The sequence below is a fragment of the Allorhodopirellula heiligendammensis genome, assembly GCF_007860105.1.
Taxonomy (GTDB): Bacteria; Planctomycetota; Planctomycetia; order Pirellulales; family Pirellulaceae; genus Rhodopirellula; species Rhodopirellula heiligendammensis.
This window is the reverse complement of the sequence record NZ_SJPU01000001.1, coordinates 2,129,465-2,148,347: the sequence shown is the minus strand read 5'-3', so window position 1 is coordinate 2,148,347 and position 18,883 is coordinate 2,129,465. Positions and strand designations below refer to the sequence as shown.

The window sequence follows — 18,883 nt, the reverse complement described above, 5'->3', positions numbered from 1 at the left end:
CAAACCAGGTAGCTCGACGACAATCACGTATCTGTCGTTTCGAGCATCATGCGTCCGCGTCTACCCCGTGATTCCCCCTCGGGCGTTCCATCGAACACTGACAAACCGCGGAGGTACCAATCACTTAGATATGACTTGGGTTCGCAGGCGCGGCGCACCTGGAGGTTGCTCCGGCGATCGCTCACGCAACCATCGCGAGCACTTTCAATCGTCGCTGTCGGGTTGATCTCGAGTCAGCACCATAATTTGGCCAACTCGAAATTTGGTGCCCTGATACTTCGCCGCCCGCAGCTCCGTTTCCGGATCCTGCAACCGAGAGGCGATGATCTGGCGATCGGGCTGTTCCGAATCCACCTCGACCGTCACGGTGTGAATGTCGTCGGGGCTGAGACCGCTTGCGACGGTCAAAGTCGCGATCCGATGATAGGTGCAGTAATGATCGAACCTTGGTACAGGTGACTCTCTCCGCTTTCCGTCAACAGTGATGATTACCTGGCCACCATCGGGCCCCACCAGGTCGTAAAGTTTTGCCGTGGATCCTCGGAATTCAAACGTTAGCTTGCTACCGGGCTCGGTGGCTTCCCAGATCGTGCCCAAGCGATTGCCGAACTTCTTCGCTAGCGTGTTCTCCGACGACAGCGCTTGCCATTCCGGCGACAGCATGCCGGAGGTAATCGGTATCATCGTAGCGGCGTCCCAATGATCTTCGACGAAGGCGTTCACCAACTTCGAGCGATGATCGATGGGGCTGGACGACTGGGCGATTTCCCGCACACCTTCAGCAACCAGCTCCGCGTAGATTTGATGACCTTCATCGAGCGGGTGGACTCCGTCCGAAGAAAACCGAATGACGTTGGCATCCGTCGGTTCTGCCGATTGAAAGATCAGATCTCCATCAGTTTCCATCGCCACAATTTCCTTTGCGAAATTGATCGACGGTATACCGTAGTGATCCGCCAGCATCTCCATAGCGGAAGCGGCACGTGGATTGACTCCCTTTTGCAGGTCATCTTGATAACCAACCCGGAACGTATACACGAAACAGATATCGGTACGGCTATCGGCGGCCCACGTCTGTCGCACGATCCCCTCCATCGCTCTCCAGATCTGAGCAGGCTGGACGCCGCCATCGTTGACGGCAAACTCCACGAATAGCAAATCAGGTTTGTACTGCAATGCATCGCGTTGGACACGGAAAACCCCGAGATCGCTACCTGTGCCGCCAATCGCAGCATGAATCTCCGCGACATCGGCGTTTGGAAACTCATGGCTGAACCACTCGCGCGATTTTACTCGCCATCCATTCGCCGCCGTGATGGATCCGCCGAGATAGGCGATGCGAACATGCCTGCCCTCACCTAGTTTTTGCAACACGTTGCCCAACCCGTCGCGCGGGCGAATGAGCTCGGCTGAGACGGGCGCGAAAGTTGGTGATTCTGCATTGACCAGAGGTAGCGCAACGAGTGCGAGCAATGCAATGAGACAGGTTTTCAAGGACGTGATTCCAAGTCAGAGGATGGTGGTTGCGAAACGCTATGGAAGCTCACGCAGCTTCAAGTTACGCCACCGAACTTCAAAGGGGCCCGTTCCCTGCTTGATGCCGTGGACTTGTAGGCCGATGAAGCCCTTGGGGTGGGAGGCGAAACGCTCCGGATGCGATAGGTCGGAAACTTGCGTGCCGTTGATCCAAGTCTGAATCCTGTCACCATTCGCTACCACGCGGTACGAATTCCATTGCCCCTGCTTGAACAGATCGGTTGGCTCGCGATCGGCATCAGCGGTCATCCATCCCCCAGCGGCTTCGCCATAAACGTATCCAGCCATCTTGTCATAAGAGATTTCCACCTGAGGCCCGTTGACACGCCCCATGGGATCGTCGCCAGCGGTTTGAGAGCGTATTTGCACGCCTGAATTCAGGCCCGGGTCGAGCTTCACATCAAACGTCATTTCAAAATCACCGTACTGTTTGTCGGTACACAAGAATGAGTTGGGGCTGCCCTCTGCGGTTTTACCAACGATCTCATCGCCTTCTACGCGGTAGGTCGCCGTGCCGTTGCGCTGCGTCCAGCCCTGCAAATTCTCTCCGTTGAACAGTTCGACAAAGTCGTCGCTGTCAGCGGCTGTGAGCGTGATGACGCCTGTCAGCAGTAACAGCACGGATGCAAGAGTTCTAAGCATGTCATTCAATCTTTCAACGCTTCGGAAAAAGTTAAAAGCGGCAGCGTTCTGCGGCCTCCAGCATAGTGTCTAGCCGCCCACAACGTGCCACCCATCCCAAAGTTTCGAAAAGCTGACCGAGTTCCGGAAAGGCGTCCAGTACCGAAAACAGTGGCTCTCGTGGATTTCACCGCGAGCGATTCAATTGGCGGACCGCACGATTCGTTTTTGACTTCACACTTCGTCGGGGCATGTCAGTTGGTCGATCAGGCAAAAGGATTTTTGGGTTCTTACTGCGTGGTGGGAAGACCTTAGAAAAATGCAACGTGTATGCTCGCCGATGCCTCCATCCACTCGCTAAGCCACTTCGTCGCCGACCACACCCGAGGCGAACCTCGCACGGTCCTGCGAACCTGGCTCGGCGGGACGATCTTTGTTCCGGAGTTGCGCTGCAACGCATCGACCTCCACCTACGATCTGAAACCGCTTCGCGGTAGGAGGACACCGTCGCGGGTCTCTGGCATGCGCAATTCGCTGGACAATCCACTTGGGATAGCGACTGGGGGCAATTGTTACCCAGCAACGCAGTGCTGAGCATTCCCAGTCACCCAGGTGCATAAAAAAACCCCGAAGTAACGCAAAGGTTACATCAGGGTTAAAGAAAGCGACGCGGACGGGACTCGAACCCGCAACCTCCGGATCGACAGTCCTCTTTTCTCGATTTTGAAACACGATGGCATAGCAACCCAGGTCAACTGGGTAGAGGCGCTTGACAGGCGGAGCAATACACCTACAATACACATGGTCATTGCTCAAAATTACCCTCGCAAAGCCAGAACTTTGCGAGCTACTTTACCCACTCATCTCGCTGCCACGTCTCTTGCGTCGAGTGGATTTCCAGTCCGTACCATCTGTTCTATTTCCACTTTTGCGCGGCGTTGAGAGACGAAGCAAAGTTAAGAGATAGAACGCAACACAGGAGCTGTCCATGACTTGTGGACTCTCGCCAGCGTTGCGTTTTATCTGCTGGCGCCCTGGAAAGGCACCCGCAGATGACGCTACCTCCGAAAGTTGAACGCCCAGATTTCGAGCGATTCGAAAAAGGAATCTACGACCCTGGCCGAATTGGACTTGGTTTGAGTCGGCTTCCACCGTACCACGTAACGACCATCATGTTTGGACTAGTGTCCGCATTCGCGATTTCACCGTGGTCTGAGCTGCATGGATGGATGGCGTTCACGCAATCGTTCGCTGTGATGATCCTGGCGTTCATCCATTCAATCGTGGTCAACAATACTAATGTCAAGACAACCCACCAAACGCGAGATGACCCGCCTTAATCTTGCGGTGACGAAAGATATAAGAGATCGGATTGAGGCGATCCGCGACGACACGCACGCTGAATCAGTGACTGAAGTGATTCGGCGTGCCCTTGCCGTTTACGACCTCTTGCTTATCAAGAGTAAAGACGGAGGACAGGTTTTGATTCGCAATGGGGATGAAGAGCGAGAGGTTTTGTTGATACCGTGAAAAGATGGCATTGCGGACGCATGTCGACGGCGTTCGCTCGAATTGCTTGTTCACTTAAAATTGACTTTACTTTTTCCGTCGCATGTCCGACCGCGTATTTCAGCTAAACGATCTTCGGCAATTTTGCTTCACGGACAGCCGACGATTTCCGTGAATGAATTCTTGACATTTTCCGTCGGCTCTTTCTAATTTGATTTTGGGTCCGCCACTGAAGGCCTTACGACATACACTATTCTATGTTTGGCGTACGGTCCAACGGGTTTGCCATCCCAATACTCTCCAGCAAGGGAAGGCTTTTTTGGGCTAACGCGAGCGCCGGCTTCAGCTTTTCACCAAGCGACGCAACTTTTACCATAAAATCAATCGTACTTGTCAGCTTCCTCCATAGGTTCGGGTTCTTCTCCGCAGTTTCCGTGACGTGGCCGTAATTCAGCATTAGTTCGCCGATTAGTAATGCACACTGTTCACGCATTCCTCGGCTACCGCGGCACGCATAGCGGTCGATTGAATCGCGTATTGTTCGTACAAGATCAAGCAACCACTCACGAGTTTTTTTTGAGAAAGTCGTAGTTTGCTCGATTTGCGTCTGCAGCTCTGAAACAAGAGTACGAATTTGTTCTAGGTCATCTTTTTCAGCGGCTTGCTCCTGAGGTAGATCGGCGGCAATAAATCTCAGTGCGACAACACTGGAATCGCTTACATTCCAACTCGCATGTCCTGTAGGAATATCCAAGCTAAATGATTTCACGCTTTTCTCAATTGCCGGAAAGTTCCTCTTAAAATTATCGTATTTCGCGGAGTTCTCCTTCAGTTGCTCCACATCTGCTAGCATATCATTGAAATTGGATTCAAGATCCAGCACAGCCACTAGAACCGACCTCCAATCTGCCGAAACGCCTAACTGCTCAGCGAACTCTGCAAGTTTCAAGTCTCTTCTATTTTTGGTCAGGAGCCGCTCGAGCGTGTCCAGTAAGTATCCAGCGGCATTATTGTATTCAGGCATTGAGATTCGCTCTCGTAGGTCTAACTTGCAATTTTCAATCCAAATATTGGGGAAAATCTGCTATGAACGACGTTCAAGATGGTGAATGGTTGCCCACACGAAAATCGATCTTTCGCGTTTTCTCCTGTTCCAGTCTACCCCGGATTTGCGGATCGCACACCCCCGTCCCGTCGCCATTAACTGTGAAATGCAGTTGACGGTACAAGTCAGAGATCGGCGATGAACGCCGATTTCACATCCAAGCAATCTACTCAGCCTCCGGATGGTTCTTAGTCTGTCAGCACGTCAATTTTAGCCCATAGCGCGTCGCCATTTATGCGTCTCATCATGGGCTTTAGCTTCGCCATCGCGCGCTCTCGAACAGTCAGATACGGGTTCTGCATCGGAGCGCCTGTTCGCGGATTCGCGACAATGACACCATTTCGTTCGATATTTTCTGTCGCTTCCGCGTACTCGCAAAAGCAGTCGGCATAGAAGATCAGCCGTTCTCTCGGTGCGTCCTCATTTGCTGCCTTCAGGATCGCCATTGCGTCATTCTTCGTAGTTATTTCTACTTCTGCCATGTCTTCATGCTCTCCAAGGGTTTAAGTTCGGTCATCTCGAAAGCAAAATCTAGCTTCGACGCAATTCGCGAGTCGCTTGAAGAGCACATCGGGGGAAGCGTCGGGAGCTCTTCTTCTACTCGCTTCACCAGGTCGAAGTCTTCACCGCCTTCGGTGATGTCCATTTGCTCGAATCGCGGATTGTAGTTTAGGTTCATCGAGCCACGGCACAGTAGTTTCCAGTCGGCGTTCTCTATCGTCGCGATTTTCGCATGGCTCGCGCATACCTTCACCGATCCTTCGCCGTACGTCTCGCGCCATCGCTGAATCAATCCGGGGTTTCGCTGTTCGGCCGATCGGTCAATCATCAACTGGGCGCCGGTTAGCTGGTTCGTCAATAGGAACCACTCGAAAGCCTCCACGTCATAGTCGGAAATTGCCCAAGTCCAGACCGATACGGCGCACGGTCCGACTGACTTTACACAATGTTGAATCACGTCGATCATTGAAAATTGGCCACGGGTTATCGCGAATAGCCCCATCCCCTTGGTTATCGGTCCTATCGTCTCTTGCGCGTTTTGGAAGCTTTCAATAGCGACGGCTCGGCGTCTCGCTCTCGCGGCGCTCTTTTGCTTGCTCGATTCTTCCTTCGGTTCTTCTTCCATCGTTCGTTTCTCCGGTTCTCTGGGTGGTTCTTGTGCTCTCCGGATAATACTTTTGCCAGCGTCTCCGGCGGTATTCCTTCGAATCGGCCACGCTCGAGGGCGCCGGCTCGCTCCGGCCGGCCGGCGGTTTCGCGTTTTAACGCACACGCACGCTCCCCGCTCCGATCGGCACGGCCGGCCGTCAATCGCTCAGGGAACGCACAGGAGGAGCCCTGGCGATCGACAGGAGGGCACCCGCGGCGACGTCGCGCACACTGCCCCCCCCTTTTTTCTCAGCGGTCCGGGGTCGGAGACCGCACGTAGTAACTCAAAGAAAAAACCCGCAGGTTTTAGTGGGGGGGGGTCTTGCTCTGACGATCTGATTTTAGCGGCCGGTCTGGTTCACTCGCACGGCGCATAATCGACCAGAAAAGCGCCGCCGATTACCTGGTTGGCTCTTATGAATTTGTCGCCGGCGATCGCTTCGCCGTCCATGTTTCCCGCGAGTATTTCCAGCTGTTCTCCGGCCGCGTTTTTCACTTTGCGGCGGTAGATTTTTCCTTCCGATTCGACCAGCGCCCACGCTTTGCAGAATTCCGCGGGTATCTCTTTTCCGTCTTCGGTGCTGTCCGGATCCTCGTTTGCTTCGATTCCGGCCGTCGGGGTTCGCAATACCCAGCCGACAATCGCTTCGTCGGGGATGTCTTCGGGCTGCATCCGCGGAGCGTTCGCGAGTTCCTTCGCTCGTTCGGCCGTTTGGCGTTCGGTGAAAGCGTAGAGTTCGGGCATTATGCTATCGCTGAAAATTCGCGTTGCCGGCGAACCCGGAACGCTTGAAAGTATGGTTCTTCGGATTTCTTCCCGTCTTTATCAACCCACGTTGCAAGCGGCGGGTTCGCTCCGCCGTCGGCTCGGTTTGTTTGGCGTTTTCCGTCGTCGTCGAGGAACGTAGTTGATCTCGCGGCACGTACGCCCAGCCACCCGATTCTGTGAAGCTTCGGCGCGGCTCCTTTTAGCGACACTTTTAGCTCGAGCGGATGGGCTTTTATCGTCAAGTTGATCTGGCCGATTGTGAAGTTTCCGAATTGGATCGGTTGCCCAGTGATCGCAGTAACGCACCAGGCGTCCTCGGGCTGATTGCGCCATTCGGTTTTGTTCGTGGTCTCCAGCCAATTGCTTAGCGTCGATTCGTCGTAGGTCGGAACGTATCGCGTCACCTTTACGCCGTCGATCGGGATCGGTACTCGCATCGGTTCGTCGAATAGGTCGCCGAATGGGTCGAGAATCTTCGTCCCGTCGAAGTCCTCCAACATCACGGCTTCGCCGGTCTCGCTGAACGGCTCGACTATTGGAAGCAATGAGTTTGGGTCGCTGCTGTCTGGTTTCGGCTCATCGTCGTTTCCGTTCTTCTCGAATGTGCAGGTGAGCGTCCAGCGTCGCCGGTTTCCCTGAACGGGCGCCGGCGTTACGGTTCGGCAGGTTGCGAAGGGGACGACCAGTCCCGGCCGCGGAACGTATACCGAAAAGCCGGGGCGCGGCGCGTTGTTTAACTGCGTGACTTCTAAGCCGCTTATCGGGTCCGGGTCGGTCGCCTCAAGTTCAACGTCGAGAACTTGCGTGAATTTCTTAGTTACCTTCCCGTCGCGCATCTCGGTTGTGGTTTGGTCGCCGTATCTCGCCGGCCGTATGATTGCCATCGTTTAAACTCCTATGATTTGCCAATCGTCCAGCGTCGCGGCGGTTGCCTCCGCGGCGGTTGCGATACGTGTTAAAAGTTGGTCGTTCGTTCCGCTTTCGGTCTTGTTGGTTGTTTGCGTATTGGTGGCCGTCGTCCGGTTTCCTACCTCGGCAATTCGGCCGGCTATCTCGGCTTGCGCTCTCATGTTCTCGGTAACTGCGGTTTCCGTTTCGAGTCGATTGTGTGCGAGGTGGTTTAGCATGATCGCGGCCGCTCGAAGCCGTTGGGCTTCGTCTTGTTGTGCGTCGGCTTTGCGTCTTGCTTGTTGTTCTTCGACCATCGCCGCATAGAAGCCGCCTCCGTCGTTCACGTCGAGCGCTCGCGTCGCTTGTGGTTCCTCGTCCACCATCGCGGCTTCGGTCGCTTCCTTTGTGGCTCTGGCGTGCTGTTCGGCCGTCAATAGGTCGCGGCGCCGCATCTCGTCCAGCTTTCGGAAGTCGGCCGCGAGTTTTTCGGCCGGTAGTCGATAGGATTCCTTCAATCCTTTCGCCTCGTCGCCTAGTTTCTTGATCCGCTTCGCCTCTTCTTCGGTCGCCTTGTTGTTTGCTTCGATCGCGGCGATATCGCGGCGCAGTTTTAGGTGGTGGCGCAGTTGCTCCGCGGTCGCGTCGAGTAGCTGTAATTCGGCTCGCTCTTTCGCGGTTTCGGCGTCGAGTTCCGGTCGGTCGGCTTGTACCTTTTTGAGCTGCTCGGCTAGTTCGATTTGCTTTTCTAGGCTGCGTTCGCGTTCGGTGATTTCGTTTTCGCGTTGGAGCAGTTCGTTTCGCTCGCGAAGCCCGCGGATTTCCTCCTTTATGCTGGGGTCGATGTCGGCTCGCTTTAGGTTGTACTCCGCGGCGCCTTCTTCTCCGCGCCTCAGTAACATATTCCGGCTTCGCAGTTCCTTTAGCTCGTTCGTGTAGCTTTTGGTCTGCTCTTCATCCGGTCCGGTTTGCGGCTTCGCGGTTTCGGCGTCGCGTTTGTTTTCTTCTGCTCGCCTCGCGGCTTCCTCCTTTGCGGCTTGGTATTTATTCCACATTTCCGTGGCCATGTCGCGGGCTTGCGGCAAGCCTTGGGTTGCATACTTCGCCGCGCCTTCCGCGGTGAACAAATTCGCATACTCCCAAGCCACCCGCATATCTTCCGCGGTTTGTGCCACTCGGGACGAAAGCACCACGGCCGCATCTGCGGCGACTTCGATCGCGTCGCCGAATTCGCCGGCGTTGGGGACCATTTCTGAAACGGTTTGAGCGATCGCGGTTACAACCGGCGCAAACTCCACCGCGGTTTGTCGTGTCCATCCATCCCACGTCGCACGCAGGTTCCCGATTTCGTCCGAGGCTAGTTTGAGGCCGGCCGCGTCTACTCCGGATACCATCAGGCCAAGCCGCTCGGCTTCGGCCGCGGCTTTGTCCAGTCCAGCGGCGCCGCCTTCTAAAACGGTTGCCAGTGCGATCCCCTCTTCCTCGAATAGCTTCATTGCCACTCGGGACCGGTCTATCGGGTTCTCGATTTTGCTCGCGACTTCCACGACTTCGCGAAGCGCCGCGGCCGGGTCCATTTCGGCTAGTCGTTCGGCCGATAGTCCCAAGAATTCGAGCGTAGCGAGTGCATCGCCACCGCCCGCGGCCGCTTCGCTGATTTTCCCGGAAAGCTTGGTGACGATCTTTAGCGATTGGTCGGCATTTAGTCCCGCTTCGGAACTTGCGGCGTACTGAAAGCCGATCAGGGATTCTAGGTCCGTCTTTAGAATCTTTGCCGCGCGGTCGAGTTCGATTAGCTCGTTTGCTTGTTCGATCGTCCCGGCTGTGAAGGCGCGAGCGGCCGCGCTTGCGGCTTTGTAGGCGATTACAATTCCGCCGATTCCGGCCGCTAGCATTGCCAGCTGCGGTCCCAGTGCCATCAGGTTCTCGCCGGCTCCCGCTATGCCGCTCAGGGCGGGTATCCTCGCCAGCGTCGTTCCCATGTCCGGCCGCGACGGTCTCGCCCGTTCCGCGAGGTCTGCACGGCCGCGGCGGTAAGTTTCGTTGTTGATCTGGCCGGCTCGGTGCAACCGTTCAAGCTCTCGCCGTTCGTCGGCAAGGGTTCGCGTCAATCGCTCCGCGTCGGTCCGGTATTTCTCGGTGATTTCTGAACCGCGGCGCTGTAGTTCCGATCGCGATCGCTCCGCGGCCGTTACGCTTGGCAATTGTGCGCGGTAGCGTCTTAGCGCCTCGGTTGCGTGCTGTCTCGACAACGTCCCTGCATCAACCAGGCGTTTTAGCCTGTGGGATTCGCTCGCGTATCGCTCCGCGTCGGTCGTCAATGTCTTGCGGATCGCGGCCGCTTCGCGTTCCGCTTCGTTCTGCTCGCGTTGCGCCGCGATCGCGGACGGCATCTGTGATTTGAATTCGCGCAGGTGCGCGGCCGCTTCTTTGCGGGTCAAGTTTGTGGTTTTGACTAATTCGGCGACGTGCGCGAGTTCGGCCGCGTAGCGTTGTTCTTCGGTGACAAGCTTTCGCTTTATTTCCGCGGCTTGTTTCTCCGCGGCCGCTTGGTTCTTCTGCGCTTCGATGTTCGCGGGAAGCTTTGCGTTGATCCTCGCGACGGCTTCCGCGTACGTTTTCGCATCAAGTCCGCCTTTCTCGTAGGCGTTGTGGAGTCGCTCCAGCGTCTTTGCTGCTCGTTCGCCGGGCTCCTGCAAGCGACCAAAGTCGCGGCGCAGGTAGCCGAGTTCCTGTCTCGTCAGAATCCCGCCCGCTTTTAGCTGTGAAACATCAAGCCCGATTTTGTAATTATAGGATTCGACGGTCTTCGACATTTCACTTTCTCAGGTTTACCATACTCGCGGCCCAGGCGGTCATCTGCTCGGGTGTCATTTCGCCCGACTGTTGTTGTTTCGCCGCGGATGTCCGCGGCATGAAGTCCCGCACGGCGCGCGAGTCGAGAACGGCCCCGTTCCCCGCGGAGATAAAGGACGTCGTTCTGTATGCTTCGGCGGCGATCGTCGCGGATTGCAGCCAGGGATAGGGGATGGGCTCGCGCGAGTCATACGCCAGCCAGCAGTCGAGCACGTACGGGTCGACGGTATCAATCCACGCGATCGGGTCCGGTATCCCTAGTGAGATAGCGAGGCGGAACGCGAAGCGAATCCGCGCCGAACCCATTAGCCGTTTGGGTCCGGGTTCCCGCTGTTTTCCGCTTCTTTGTCCAGGTCAAGGTGTTTGCGGATCGCTTTCCAAAGCGGCTCGAAAATAGACGGCTTCAATGAGTCGACTTTCTCCCACTCCTCGTCCTTATATAGTCGGTTCCCTTGGCCGTCGCAAAGAACCGTCGCCATGATCCGGGCGGGTCGCTCGCGGAATTTCTGGTTGTCGACTTCGCCGGCGTCGTTGAACAGGTCCGCGTCGATCGCGTAAAGGATCGAGCGGCGCAGGGAAGAAAATAGGATTCGCGAGCCATTGGGCAGCGTATAGAAGCCGTGGCGGTTCGCGGTTACTTGGTCGAGTTCCTCGCGGGTTACAACGTGGCTCGCGGCTTTTGGTTCGGCTTGCGTTTGTGCTGCTTCGGTCGTCATCGTTTGGCGCTTTCGCTTTTGAGGTTTGGGGGTGTTTAACTATGCTGCGGGCCCGGTCGGTTGTATGCCGATCGGGCCCGCGGCTCTCTCTCTGGGGTGTTTGGTCAGGCTCAAGCTTGCTTAAGCTTTTCGATTTCTGCCTGGGTCGGCGCGGTATTCGGTCGGAACGGCCGCGGCTCGTTCTCTTTCGTGTAGGATTGCACGGCCGCTTGTACTTGCGGGATTTCTTCCTCGACAAATTCCGCGATCGCGAAAATATCGGTTCCCGGTTTTCGTAGCGTCCACGCGTGCATGCGGCCGTCGATCAAGATATTTAGGTGCTGTGTTGCGACTTTCGCCGGCTTTCCTCTCAGCAGCCGATATCCGTAGCGTTGCTCTACGCGCACATCGAGCGGCGCTACGTCCAGCACAACCGGCGGTTCCTCCGGTCGTCGCGGTTCCATTTCCGATTCAAGCGAATCGGCCGTCGCAAAAACGGTCGTCTCGCTGGTGATTGTCTCGGCTTCGTCGGTGGCGGTCATCGTCTCGGGTTCCTTGCGTGTTCTGTCAGTTTCTAGGGTTTGCGTCTCGTCTTCGATTAGCTCGCGAGGGTCGCCGGTGTGAAGGTAAACTTCGTTCCGCCTTCGGCCGTCGGTACGCCGTCAAGTTTGAACTTCGTTTTTCCTTTCATCAGGGTATTTAACTGCGCGGCTGGAATAAGCCGCATCGTGAAGAACCCGGATGCAACCCACGAAGCCGGCGCCGATTGGTCGGGGCTCATTGGCATTGTTACGGTTAGCGTCGCGCGTACTCGTGCATCGGGCGCGATCTCTGCGCCGTTCCAGAAATACTCGTGCTCTACTTCGCCCGGTTCGACCAAGTCGCCGGGAACGAAAGATTTCTCGTCCTCGGTTGCAAGGTGCGAGGTTTCGAGCGCGTCAACGGTCCGTTGTAGTTCGCCGATTTGGGTAAACTTTGCGATGAATGTCCCGCCTCCGTCGTCTTCATGGATTGCGAAAACGGCGGTTGCCGTGAGTCCGGTGTCCGGTGTCATGTTCACTCGCTCAAAGAGTTGGGGGCGTGTTGTCGCGGTACGTCAGGAGATAGTCGGCTTGCACTACTCGCAAGGGCAGGTCGGCGCCTTCGCGGTTTCGCTCGTCGCGGTCCCTCGTGTCGTCTTCTGTTATCTCCGCGAGCCATACGCCGTCGGCGTTTCCGCGCTGGAAGAGCGCGACGGCGTCGCCGATCGCTTGGGCGATTGCGGCCGCTTCGCTCTTCGTCGCCGCGTAGCTATCAACCTGCACCCTCGCGATGCGGATAGATTCGCGGCCGTTTAGCGTGTGGACGGGTCTGTCTGTGATACGCCACAGCAACACGTACGGCGGGCGGTCGACTTGGGAAGCGTCGCCGGGTCGGACCGCGTGTCCGGTCGCTGTCTGTAACTTCGCCGCGAGCTGCGGATTTCTTAGAATCACGGCGCGGACGGCTCTTTGTGCTGCGTTCATTTCTCGGGCGCTGCTGCTATTAGTTCGGCTTCCACCGCGTTCTGTTGCGCGGCTTGGGTCGCGTCGACGGCCGGCCGCAACCAGGGATGGGGCGGTACGTGCATCGTCGTTCCGTCCTTCAATTTTTGAAGGTGTCCGTTTTCCACCAGGTGTCCGTGTGCTCCGTCCGGCCATGCAGCGCCGACGATTGCAAGCGTTATCGTCGGATAGTCTCGGACCACAACAACGATGCTATCGCGGAGTGCTGGAAGCCCTGCTTTGTCGCCTTTGTATCCCGGCGCCGTTACTCGCGGTTTCGCGTCGTCCACCACGATCTGTCCGGCCGCTTTTGCGGCTTTTGTGAGTGCGCCGGCTCTTAGGTTTGCTTCGATTCGTTCGACCAGCGTTGCGGCGTCCTGATTCGTTTCGAGTTTCTGGGTTATCACCTTTCGGCGTTCCTCAGTCGCTCCGTCGCTATCTTGTGGTAGGCTTCGGTCTCTTCGATGCCGATAAACTCATAGCCGGCCGCGATCGCTGCTTCTCCGGTTGTTCCGCTTCCCTGGAACGGGTCGACAATCAAGGCGCCCGGGGCTGCGCACTTGATCAGTTCGGCCATTAGCTGCAGCGGCTTCTCGGTGGTGTGTCGCTTGTTGTTTACCTTTGTCGTGCAATTGATCACGCCGTCGCCGTAAAACGGGTTCGGGCGTTCTCGAAGCTTCCCTTTGCTCGCGTAAATGATGAACTCGGATTGTGCGCGGAAGCCGTTCTTTGTCGGCCGGGCTCCACGTCCTTTGTTCCAAACTACTACGCCACGAGATTTGAACCCTACGCTTGTTATTTGGGTGAGCATTGGGTGGAACGCTCGCCAATCGCAGAACGCCAGCACGACCGCGCCTTCGCCGCATACTCGGTAGCACTCGCGCCATACTTTCGACATCATCGCGGACCAAGCTTCGGGCAGCAGTGAATCGCCGGCGAATTCGGGAAGCTCTGCGGCTCCGGTCGTTCGGTATTTCGTCGAGGTCGAAGCGGTTCGCGCCGTTACGCCGTTTGCGCCGGTCCCATATGGCGGGTCGGTTATCACAGCGCCCACGCTCCCGTCTGCTAGGTCGCTCAAGACGTGTTCGCTTTTCCCGTGGTAGGCTTTCCATCCGTTGCCGTTCACCGCGGCGGTTTGTTTTCGTTTGCAGGCTTCGCAGATCATTGTGTCGCTATCGCTGTTATTTGCAGCCACCTTCGGCGGCGGTCGGGGTCGATCGAGGCGGTTATTTCGCAAGCGATCCCGTCAACGATTAGCCGTCGGTCGGTTTCTCCCGCGAGGTCGGAACGATAGCGGACTGTGATCGCGTGTCGGGTTGTTTGCGTTTGTTTGCTTCCGGCTTCCCGCTCGGCTTGGCTCGTTTTGATTTCGGCCGGCAGGCCACGCGCGACCGTTTCCCAAGCGATCAGGATTTCGCCGGTCGATGCATCCTCGGTCCGGTTCGGCCGCGCTACGTCGATTCGGTCGCGTAACTTTCCGATTCGCAGGTCTCCGGCCATCAATGCATTTCCGTTATTAGCCGCCATAGACAGCGGAAGGCGCAAACGGCGATCGCGAGGGCGCCCGCTTGGGATAGTCGCCGACGTGTTACGCCGTATCTCGGCAGGGTGTCTGCGAACGTAGCGATTGCATAGGCTCCGTTTGATAGAACCAAGAAAAGTAGCAAGTCGAACACTATGGAGCCCCCGCGGCCGCGAGAATAAAAACAATCCCCATCACCAGCCAGATTGGCCACAAGATCACGATTTGAATCCCCAGGCCGGGTTCAATCGGACCGGCCGCGATGTTTGCGGCTGCAAGCAATGTTAGCCCGGTGAATAAGTAGAACCACGCGAGCGTCTCTAATGCTCTTAGCATTTCTCGGCGCCCGCGATTGTGAAGGCGTCCCGCATTGGGTCCAACGCCCGCGCGAGGTGTGAGTACCCCAGGGGCACTTCTTTCGCTTCGCCGTCGGCGGTCACTGCTTCCGGGTGCTCGTGCCAATGCGCAATGAGGGCGCAGATCATCAACGCGATTGACGGCTCCGGCTGCGCGCTGCCGATCCTCGCGGTTACTACGACCGCGGTGTGCGGGGTCGCGATCGCTGGCAAGAGAAGCCGGCCGGGCATTCTCCCATCGTGTTTGACTTCGCCGGCTTCCTCGTTCTCGTTGCCGGCGGCGTCGATGCTCTTTATTGTCGCTGAAACGAAAGGCCCGATCGGCAGGTCGATCTCGCGGGTTCCTGCGTGCAACCGCTCCGATTCAATTTGCAATGGTGCTATCTGCCAACGCGTATCCCGTTCAACGGTTGCCACCGCGGCCGGCAGCAGGAACTCCAGCAGGTAGCCGTCGCTGTCATCGTCGAAGATTCTCGCGTGCCGTTTGATTATCGACAGCGGCACGATTGGCGACGGCGTCGCGACGGCTTTGCTTGTCCACATTGTTTCACTCTTCGGCGATTTGTAGCTGCACGCTTCGCGGTGCGGCGTCTGCAATCCGCGCGGCTGCGTCTGCTCCGACTTCGCGGATGAAGTGTTCTTTCCATTGCGGGTGAGCGTTGCCTAGCTTTTGGCTCACCCTGATGCCGTGTCGCTTCACGGTCTGCAGCTCTCGCTCTTCCAGCCACGAAAAGACCACGTCGCGAAGTTGCTCCTCCTCGGCTTTGATTTGCCGCGCTTTCGACTCCAGCGCTTTGCGTGTCGTGTTCACCCACAGCAGGCGACGCAACAGCGCGGCGGTTAGCTTCGGCTCGTTTGGGTCGGCTCCGATCACTCTCGCCGGCTCTTTTCTCTCGTTCGCTTCCTGCTTGGCTGCTTTCTTGGCCATCTTAGAGCACTTCCTCGGCTTCAATTTCTGCGGGTTCGGGTTTGTTGTCGGTTGTCGTTGCGGGTTCGTCCGCTTTTTTGTTGCGTCGCGTCGGTTTGCGTCGCGACTTCTTCGCGGCGCCCGGTTTGTCGATCCATCCGCGATCCCTGAAAGTCTTTGCTTGCTTCGCGTCAAGCTCGATTGCGTCACCCGTTCGATAGTCTTCGCTATCGTGGCGGATGGATTGTGATAACGTGTAGCTTGCCATTTCGTTGAGTCTCAGAGGGTTTGGGTTCAGTCTTCGCGAGTCCCGCGGCGATCCGCTCGAACTAGGTCCGATTGAATCGCCGCGGGCACTCACAAAACACGTCGCGACTATTGCGGAGCGGCGGCGTTGCCTTCTTACGGTGCTGGCGTGTAGCCCTTCACCGGTGGCGTTCCTGCATTCAGGAGACCGCCGTCGGCGCCGCGTTTCCCGTCGAAGCCGGTCTGGTCATACTCGCCGAATCGCTCGCTATACTTCTGCGTTCGCACGTCACCCACAAAGCGAAGTTTGTACTTCATTAGGTCGCCAAAAATCGCACGCGGCCGGGTTGGCTCGGCGGTCCCGTGCGCGACCATGTGGTTGTTTGTCACAACCGGACGATTTAGCAACCGGGGCAGGGCTCCATCGTTTGGCTCAATGAGAATCGGCCGGCCGTTGTCGTCAGTCAGCACCATCAGTTCAACGAGCACCTCGTCGTTCATCATCCACGAAGCCACGGCGCGGTGGATTTGGTCAACGGAATACTTCACTTTGTAAAGGTCCGACCATGCGTAGGTCGTGGCGGTGGCCATCTCGAAGCCCACGGGCAATTGGTGTTCGATGCCTTTTAGCGTTCCGGCTCCGTTCCCCGTCGTCGCTTTGCGGTTCACTGCACGCCCGATTCGCTCGCCAATCATCGCGGCGATTGCCGCGACGAATGCGGTAGGTGAATCTCTCATCGTCACGTTGCCGGCGCGGATAAAGTCGCTCCAAAACTCATAGGATGCCAGGACCAACTGTCCGGTCGTCGGCTTTGCTCCGTCGAGCGATTGCGGTGTAACCTCGTCAATCTGCTTTCCTTCATTGGACGTGTCGTCCATCGTCGGCCATGCCATCCGGGCGCCCGTCGCCGTTACCATCACATCGGCCGCGTTAACGAGTCCGCCGATTGTGATCATTGCTCGCTCCAACGCGACGGTCGCGACTTGTGGGGCGAGGTTTGCGTAGTCGCTGGTTCCTGCGACGGCAGCGACGGCGCGGGCTTCTTGGACTAGTCCGCCGATTCGACGGTTTACGATTTCGGCGCGTTGCTCTTTGTCCCAACGGCTCGCGATTTGGCGCAGCTCTTGTAGCTGCTCCGTCGGCAAGCAAGGGATTGTGATGTCTCCCGCGAGGTCGAAGCCTGTGTCGTGCACGGCTTGTCGCTGCTCAGTCGTCAAGCTTCCACCGCCCGCGAGCACGCCCCAGGATTGCATCGCGAGGGCTCGGCGGTTTTCCTGGATCGCATGTTGCCGCATGGAATCCCGGTTTTCGAAGGCGTCGCCGAATGTCCGGCTACTTCCGGCGAAAAGCGGGTCGTCGGCCGTCGGATCATGCCTGCCGTTCGGACCGCGGCGGGTCCGCTCTTCGTGCTGCGCGGTTTCGGTCAGAAACTGCTCGACTTCGCTCGCGCCTTCTTCGGCTTTGATTTCCGCTTGAACCGCGAGATATTCGGCTTTCTTCTTGTCGAAAGCGGAGCGTTCCTCTGGCGTGATCGCGGGGCCCTTGTAATCGGCGTTTTCTTTCCGGCCGTTGATCGTGGTGCGAGTCTCTTCGATTGCTGCGCGAATCTTCTCGCGCTTCTCGCGCAGTTCTTGTAATTTTGCCACGTCGGTTTGCCCTGTTCGCGGTTCGAGTTGTTGGATAACTCGCGAATCTTCCGCGACGGGTAATGCTATGGCGGTTTTTTCTCTCGCTCAGCTCGTGCCAACTTCGTAAACGGTCGGCGGTGTGTCGAAGGGTCGCACGGTTAGCCGGCCGCGTTTTAGGGTTCGGTACTTGTTCGCTCCTAGTTCGATTCGGTGGCGCAGGTCATACGTTCCCGGCGTCCATGTTTCGGTCTGCTCGCTGGTTGGCGCGAACTCGGCAAACTGGCCGACTTCGTCGCTCTGGATCGGCATTCTCAGCGTCATGCCTCCGGCTCCGCTGCCAGTGAGTCGAGCGGCGAGCACGAAGTGTAAGCCGGTTAGGTCCGCGGCTGATTCTATGTCGATTCTCGCTGGTGTATCGGCGTAGTCGTCCCCCTGTTCCACGTCGAGGTCTTCGCCGTTCTCACCATTGAATGTCGGCGAGTTGACGACCACGGTCGTTCCGGAAAGCTCCGCGGCGACATCGGTCGCGATTGTAGCGGTGTCTATCTCCAGACCGGAGTCAATCGGGTGCTGTGTTGGGTAAACAAGCCGCGAGCCATCAACCAGAACAATAGCGATTTCGGCCGTGTCAGCGGTTGAGAGTGCGGCGCCCGGGGGCGCGTCTATGGCGTACCAGCCATCAGTCGCGCGGATTGTCACAAGTTGCCCGGTCACTTTCGCTGCCGTATCGGCCACCTTCGCGCCGATTGCAATTGTCGCTTCTGCGGAGCGTATGCCAGCAGTTACTGTCACGTAGGCTGCACTTTCGATATCGCTTGGTGCCAAGTCGGCTACTGGTATGCTCGAAACATCGAGCACGTGGAACCAGAGACGCGGAGCGACGGAAGGCTCGATTTTCATAGGTTAACACCTCGTTTTGCCAGTCGGTTGCCGAGACGCAAAGCCGCGTCAGTGTTACCGCTCAGGACGATGATTTCAGTTCCGGGGGTGACGTAGGCTAGAGGGTTGATGGGTCCCAGGATGCTGTAAATTGTTTTGACAGTGGATGGGATGATCCCCTCACAATCCCGCCCATTTAATACCAGTACCCTGCCCGGGCTGTACCCTATTGCACGGGCGACGCCGTCTAACACTGGGCCTAAAATTGACCCCGAGTTGTTTCCTATCGCATAGGAGCTTGCGGCGGAGCCCCCTACGAGCTTCCCGGTCACCACGGATCTGTTTTGCGATATCCCTTGGGCGTTTGGGATGCTTCCGCCATATACATCACCCAATACGACCCCGTCGCTGGCGTATATACCGTAACTCCCCCCTACTGTGTCGTTTGGACGCACATCGCCCTCGATGGTCCCCTGTGTGACGTAGCAACCACTAGAACCCGGACTCGGGCCCCCGGTCACCCCGCCCCGGATGGTACCCTGACACACGTAGACTCCGCACGAATTCGATCCATTGGTGCCCCCGTACCAATTACCACCTACCGTTTTATCTACTGCCAGCGTGGATAGCATGTGGCCCGTGCCGGCAATAAGCGACCAGCCCGGCAAGTCAAACACAAGCGGCGACCCTAAC

At 57.3% G+C, this 18,883-nt stretch carries 23 protein-coding genes; 1 reads left to right on the top strand and 22 read right to left on the bottom strand.

Annotation, left to right across the window (positions count from 1 at the left end):
- Positions 1–204 precede the first annotated feature (204 nt).
- Both Poly21_RS08130 and Poly21_RS08125 read right to left on the bottom strand, forming a co-directional pair.
- Positions 205–1,494, bottom strand: a complete 1,290-nt coding sequence (locus tag Poly21_RS08130) for an SGNH/GDSL hydrolase family protein (RefSeq protein WP_302118077.1) — start codon at positions 1,492–1,494, stop codon at positions 205–207.
- 39 nt (positions 1,495–1,533) lie between these two features.
- Complete coding sequence (locus Poly21_RS08125; RefSeq protein WP_146406357.1) at positions 1,534–2,178, bottom strand: 3-keto-disaccharide hydrolase; 645 nt, start codon at positions 2,176–2,178, stop codon at positions 1,534–1,536.
- 1,278 nt (positions 2,179–3,456) lie between these two features.
- Here Poly21_RS08125 and Poly21_RS08120 point away from each other — a divergent pair.
- Positions 3,457–3,687, top strand: a complete 231-nt coding sequence (locus tag Poly21_RS08120) for a hypothetical protein (protein WP_302118076.1) — start codon at positions 3,457–3,459, stop codon at positions 3,685–3,687.
- A gap of 229 nt (positions 3,688–3,916) precedes the next feature.
- On the opposite strand, the gene Poly21_RS08115 is transcribed toward Poly21_RS08120, so the two are convergent.
- From Poly21_RS08115 to Poly21_RS08020, 20 genes are all read right to left on the bottom strand, one after another.
- Positions 3,917–4,690 carry a hypothetical protein gene (locus Poly21_RS08115; protein ID WP_146406355.1) on the bottom strand — a complete coding sequence of 258 codons (774 nt, stop codon included), beginning with the start codon at positions 4,688–4,690 and terminating at the stop codon, positions 3,917–3,919.
- A gap of 269 nt (positions 4,691–4,959) precedes the next feature.
- Positions 4,960–5,217 (bottom strand): P27 family phage terminase small subunit, encoded by a 258-nt coding sequence (locus Poly21_RS08110; protein ID WP_302118075.1) that lies wholly within the window; start codon positions 5,215–5,217, stop codon positions 4,960–4,962.
- Positions 5,218–5,240: 23 nt separating this feature from the next.
- Positions 5,241–5,600, bottom strand: a complete 360-nt coding sequence (locus tag Poly21_RS08105) for a hypothetical protein (RefSeq protein WP_302118073.1) — start codon at positions 5,598–5,600, stop codon at positions 5,241–5,243.
- Positions 5,601–6,278: 678 nt separating this feature from the next.
- Positions 6,279–6,665 (bottom strand): hypothetical protein, encoded by a 387-nt coding sequence (locus tag Poly21_RS08100; protein ID WP_302118072.1) that lies wholly within the window; start codon positions 6,663–6,665, stop codon positions 6,279–6,281.
- A complete protein-coding gene (locus Poly21_RS08095) occupies positions 6,665–7,573 on the bottom strand; it encodes a hypothetical protein (RefSeq protein WP_146406351.1) in 909 nt (302 codons plus the stop codon). The genes Poly21_RS08100 and Poly21_RS08095 overlap by 1 nt, the downstream gene beginning before the upstream one ends.
- Before the next feature lie 3 nt (positions 7,574–7,576).
- Complete coding sequence (locus Poly21_RS08090; protein WP_146406350.1) at positions 7,577–10,393, bottom strand: coiled-coil domain-containing protein; 2,817 nt, start codon at positions 10,391–10,393, stop codon at positions 7,577–7,579.
- A 1-nt stretch (position 10,394) separates the two neighbouring features.
- Positions 10,395–10,739 carry a hypothetical protein gene (locus tag Poly21_RS08085; protein ID WP_146406349.1) on the bottom strand — a complete coding sequence of 115 codons (345 nt, stop codon included), beginning with the start codon at positions 10,737–10,739 and terminating at the stop codon, positions 10,395–10,397.
- Positions 10,739–11,149 (bottom strand): hypothetical protein, encoded by a 411-nt coding sequence (locus Poly21_RS08080; protein ID WP_146406348.1) that lies wholly within the window; start codon positions 11,147–11,149, stop codon positions 10,739–10,741. The genes Poly21_RS08085 and Poly21_RS08080 overlap by 1 nt, the downstream gene beginning before the upstream one ends.
- 110 nt (positions 11,150–11,259) lie before the next feature.
- Positions 11,260–11,670 carry a hypothetical protein gene (locus Poly21_RS08075; protein ID WP_146406347.1) on the bottom strand — a complete coding sequence of 137 codons (411 nt, stop codon included), beginning with the start codon at positions 11,668–11,670 and terminating at the stop codon, positions 11,260–11,262.
- 56 nt (positions 11,671–11,726) lie between these two features.
- Entirely contained in the window at positions 11,727–12,182 is a 456-nt protein-coding gene (locus tag Poly21_RS08070) for a hypothetical protein (RefSeq protein ID WP_146406346.1), read from the bottom strand.
- Between the two features lie 10 nt (positions 12,183–12,192).
- Positions 12,193–12,633, bottom strand: a complete 441-nt coding sequence (gene gp17, locus Poly21_RS08065) for a tail completion protein gp17 (protein WP_302118071.1) — start codon at positions 12,631–12,633, stop codon at positions 12,193–12,195.
- Complete coding sequence (locus Poly21_RS08060) at positions 12,630–13,058, bottom strand: HK97 gp10 family phage protein (protein WP_146406344.1); 429 nt, start codon at positions 13,056–13,058, stop codon at positions 12,630–12,632. Before Poly21_RS08060 ends, gp17 begins: the two co-directional genes overlap by 4 nt.
- The gene (locus Poly21_RS08055; protein ID WP_302118069.1) at positions 13,055–13,846 is read right to left on the bottom strand and encodes a DNA-methyltransferase; all 792 of its coding nucleotides are present in this window, start codon (positions 13,844–13,846) and stop codon (positions 13,055–13,057) included. Before Poly21_RS08055 ends, Poly21_RS08060 begins: the two co-directional genes overlap by 4 nt.
- The gene (locus Poly21_RS08050; RefSeq protein ID WP_146406342.1) at positions 13,813–14,178 is read right to left on the bottom strand and encodes a phage head closure protein; all 366 of its coding nucleotides are present in this window, start codon (positions 14,176–14,178) and stop codon (positions 13,813–13,815) included. The genes Poly21_RS08055 and Poly21_RS08050 overlap by 34 nt, the downstream gene beginning before the upstream one ends.
- 148 nt (positions 14,179–14,326) lie before the next feature.
- Entirely contained in the window at positions 14,327–14,509 is a 183-nt protein-coding gene (locus tag Poly21_RS08045) for a hypothetical protein (protein WP_146406341.1), read from the bottom strand.
- Positions 14,503–15,072 carry a phage gp6-like head-tail connector protein gene (locus Poly21_RS08040; protein WP_146406340.1) on the bottom strand — a complete coding sequence of 190 codons (570 nt, stop codon included), beginning with the start codon at positions 15,070–15,072 and terminating at the stop codon, positions 14,503–14,505. Before Poly21_RS08040 ends, Poly21_RS08045 begins: the two co-directional genes overlap by 7 nt.
- A 4-nt stretch (positions 15,073–15,076) precedes the next feature.
- Positions 15,077–15,457, bottom strand: a complete 381-nt coding sequence (locus Poly21_RS08035; protein ID WP_146406339.1) for a hypothetical protein — start codon at positions 15,455–15,457, stop codon at positions 15,077–15,079.
- A gap of 1 nt (position 15,458) precedes the next feature.
- Positions 15,459–15,704 carry a hypothetical protein gene (locus Poly21_RS08030; RefSeq protein ID WP_146406338.1) on the bottom strand — a complete coding sequence of 82 codons (246 nt, stop codon included), beginning with the start codon at positions 15,702–15,704 and terminating at the stop codon, positions 15,459–15,461.
- A 134-nt stretch (positions 15,705–15,838) separates the two neighbouring features.
- Entirely contained in the window at positions 15,839–17,329 is a 1,491-nt protein-coding gene (locus Poly21_RS08025) for a phage major capsid protein (protein WP_146406337.1), read from the bottom strand.
- Between the two features lie 87 nt (positions 17,330–17,416).
- Positions 17,417–18,211, bottom strand: coding sequence for a hypothetical protein (locus Poly21_RS08020; RefSeq protein ID WP_146406336.1), 795 nt, complete (start codon positions 18,209–18,211; stop codon positions 17,417–17,419).
- Positions 18,212–18,883 lie beyond the last annotated feature (672 nt).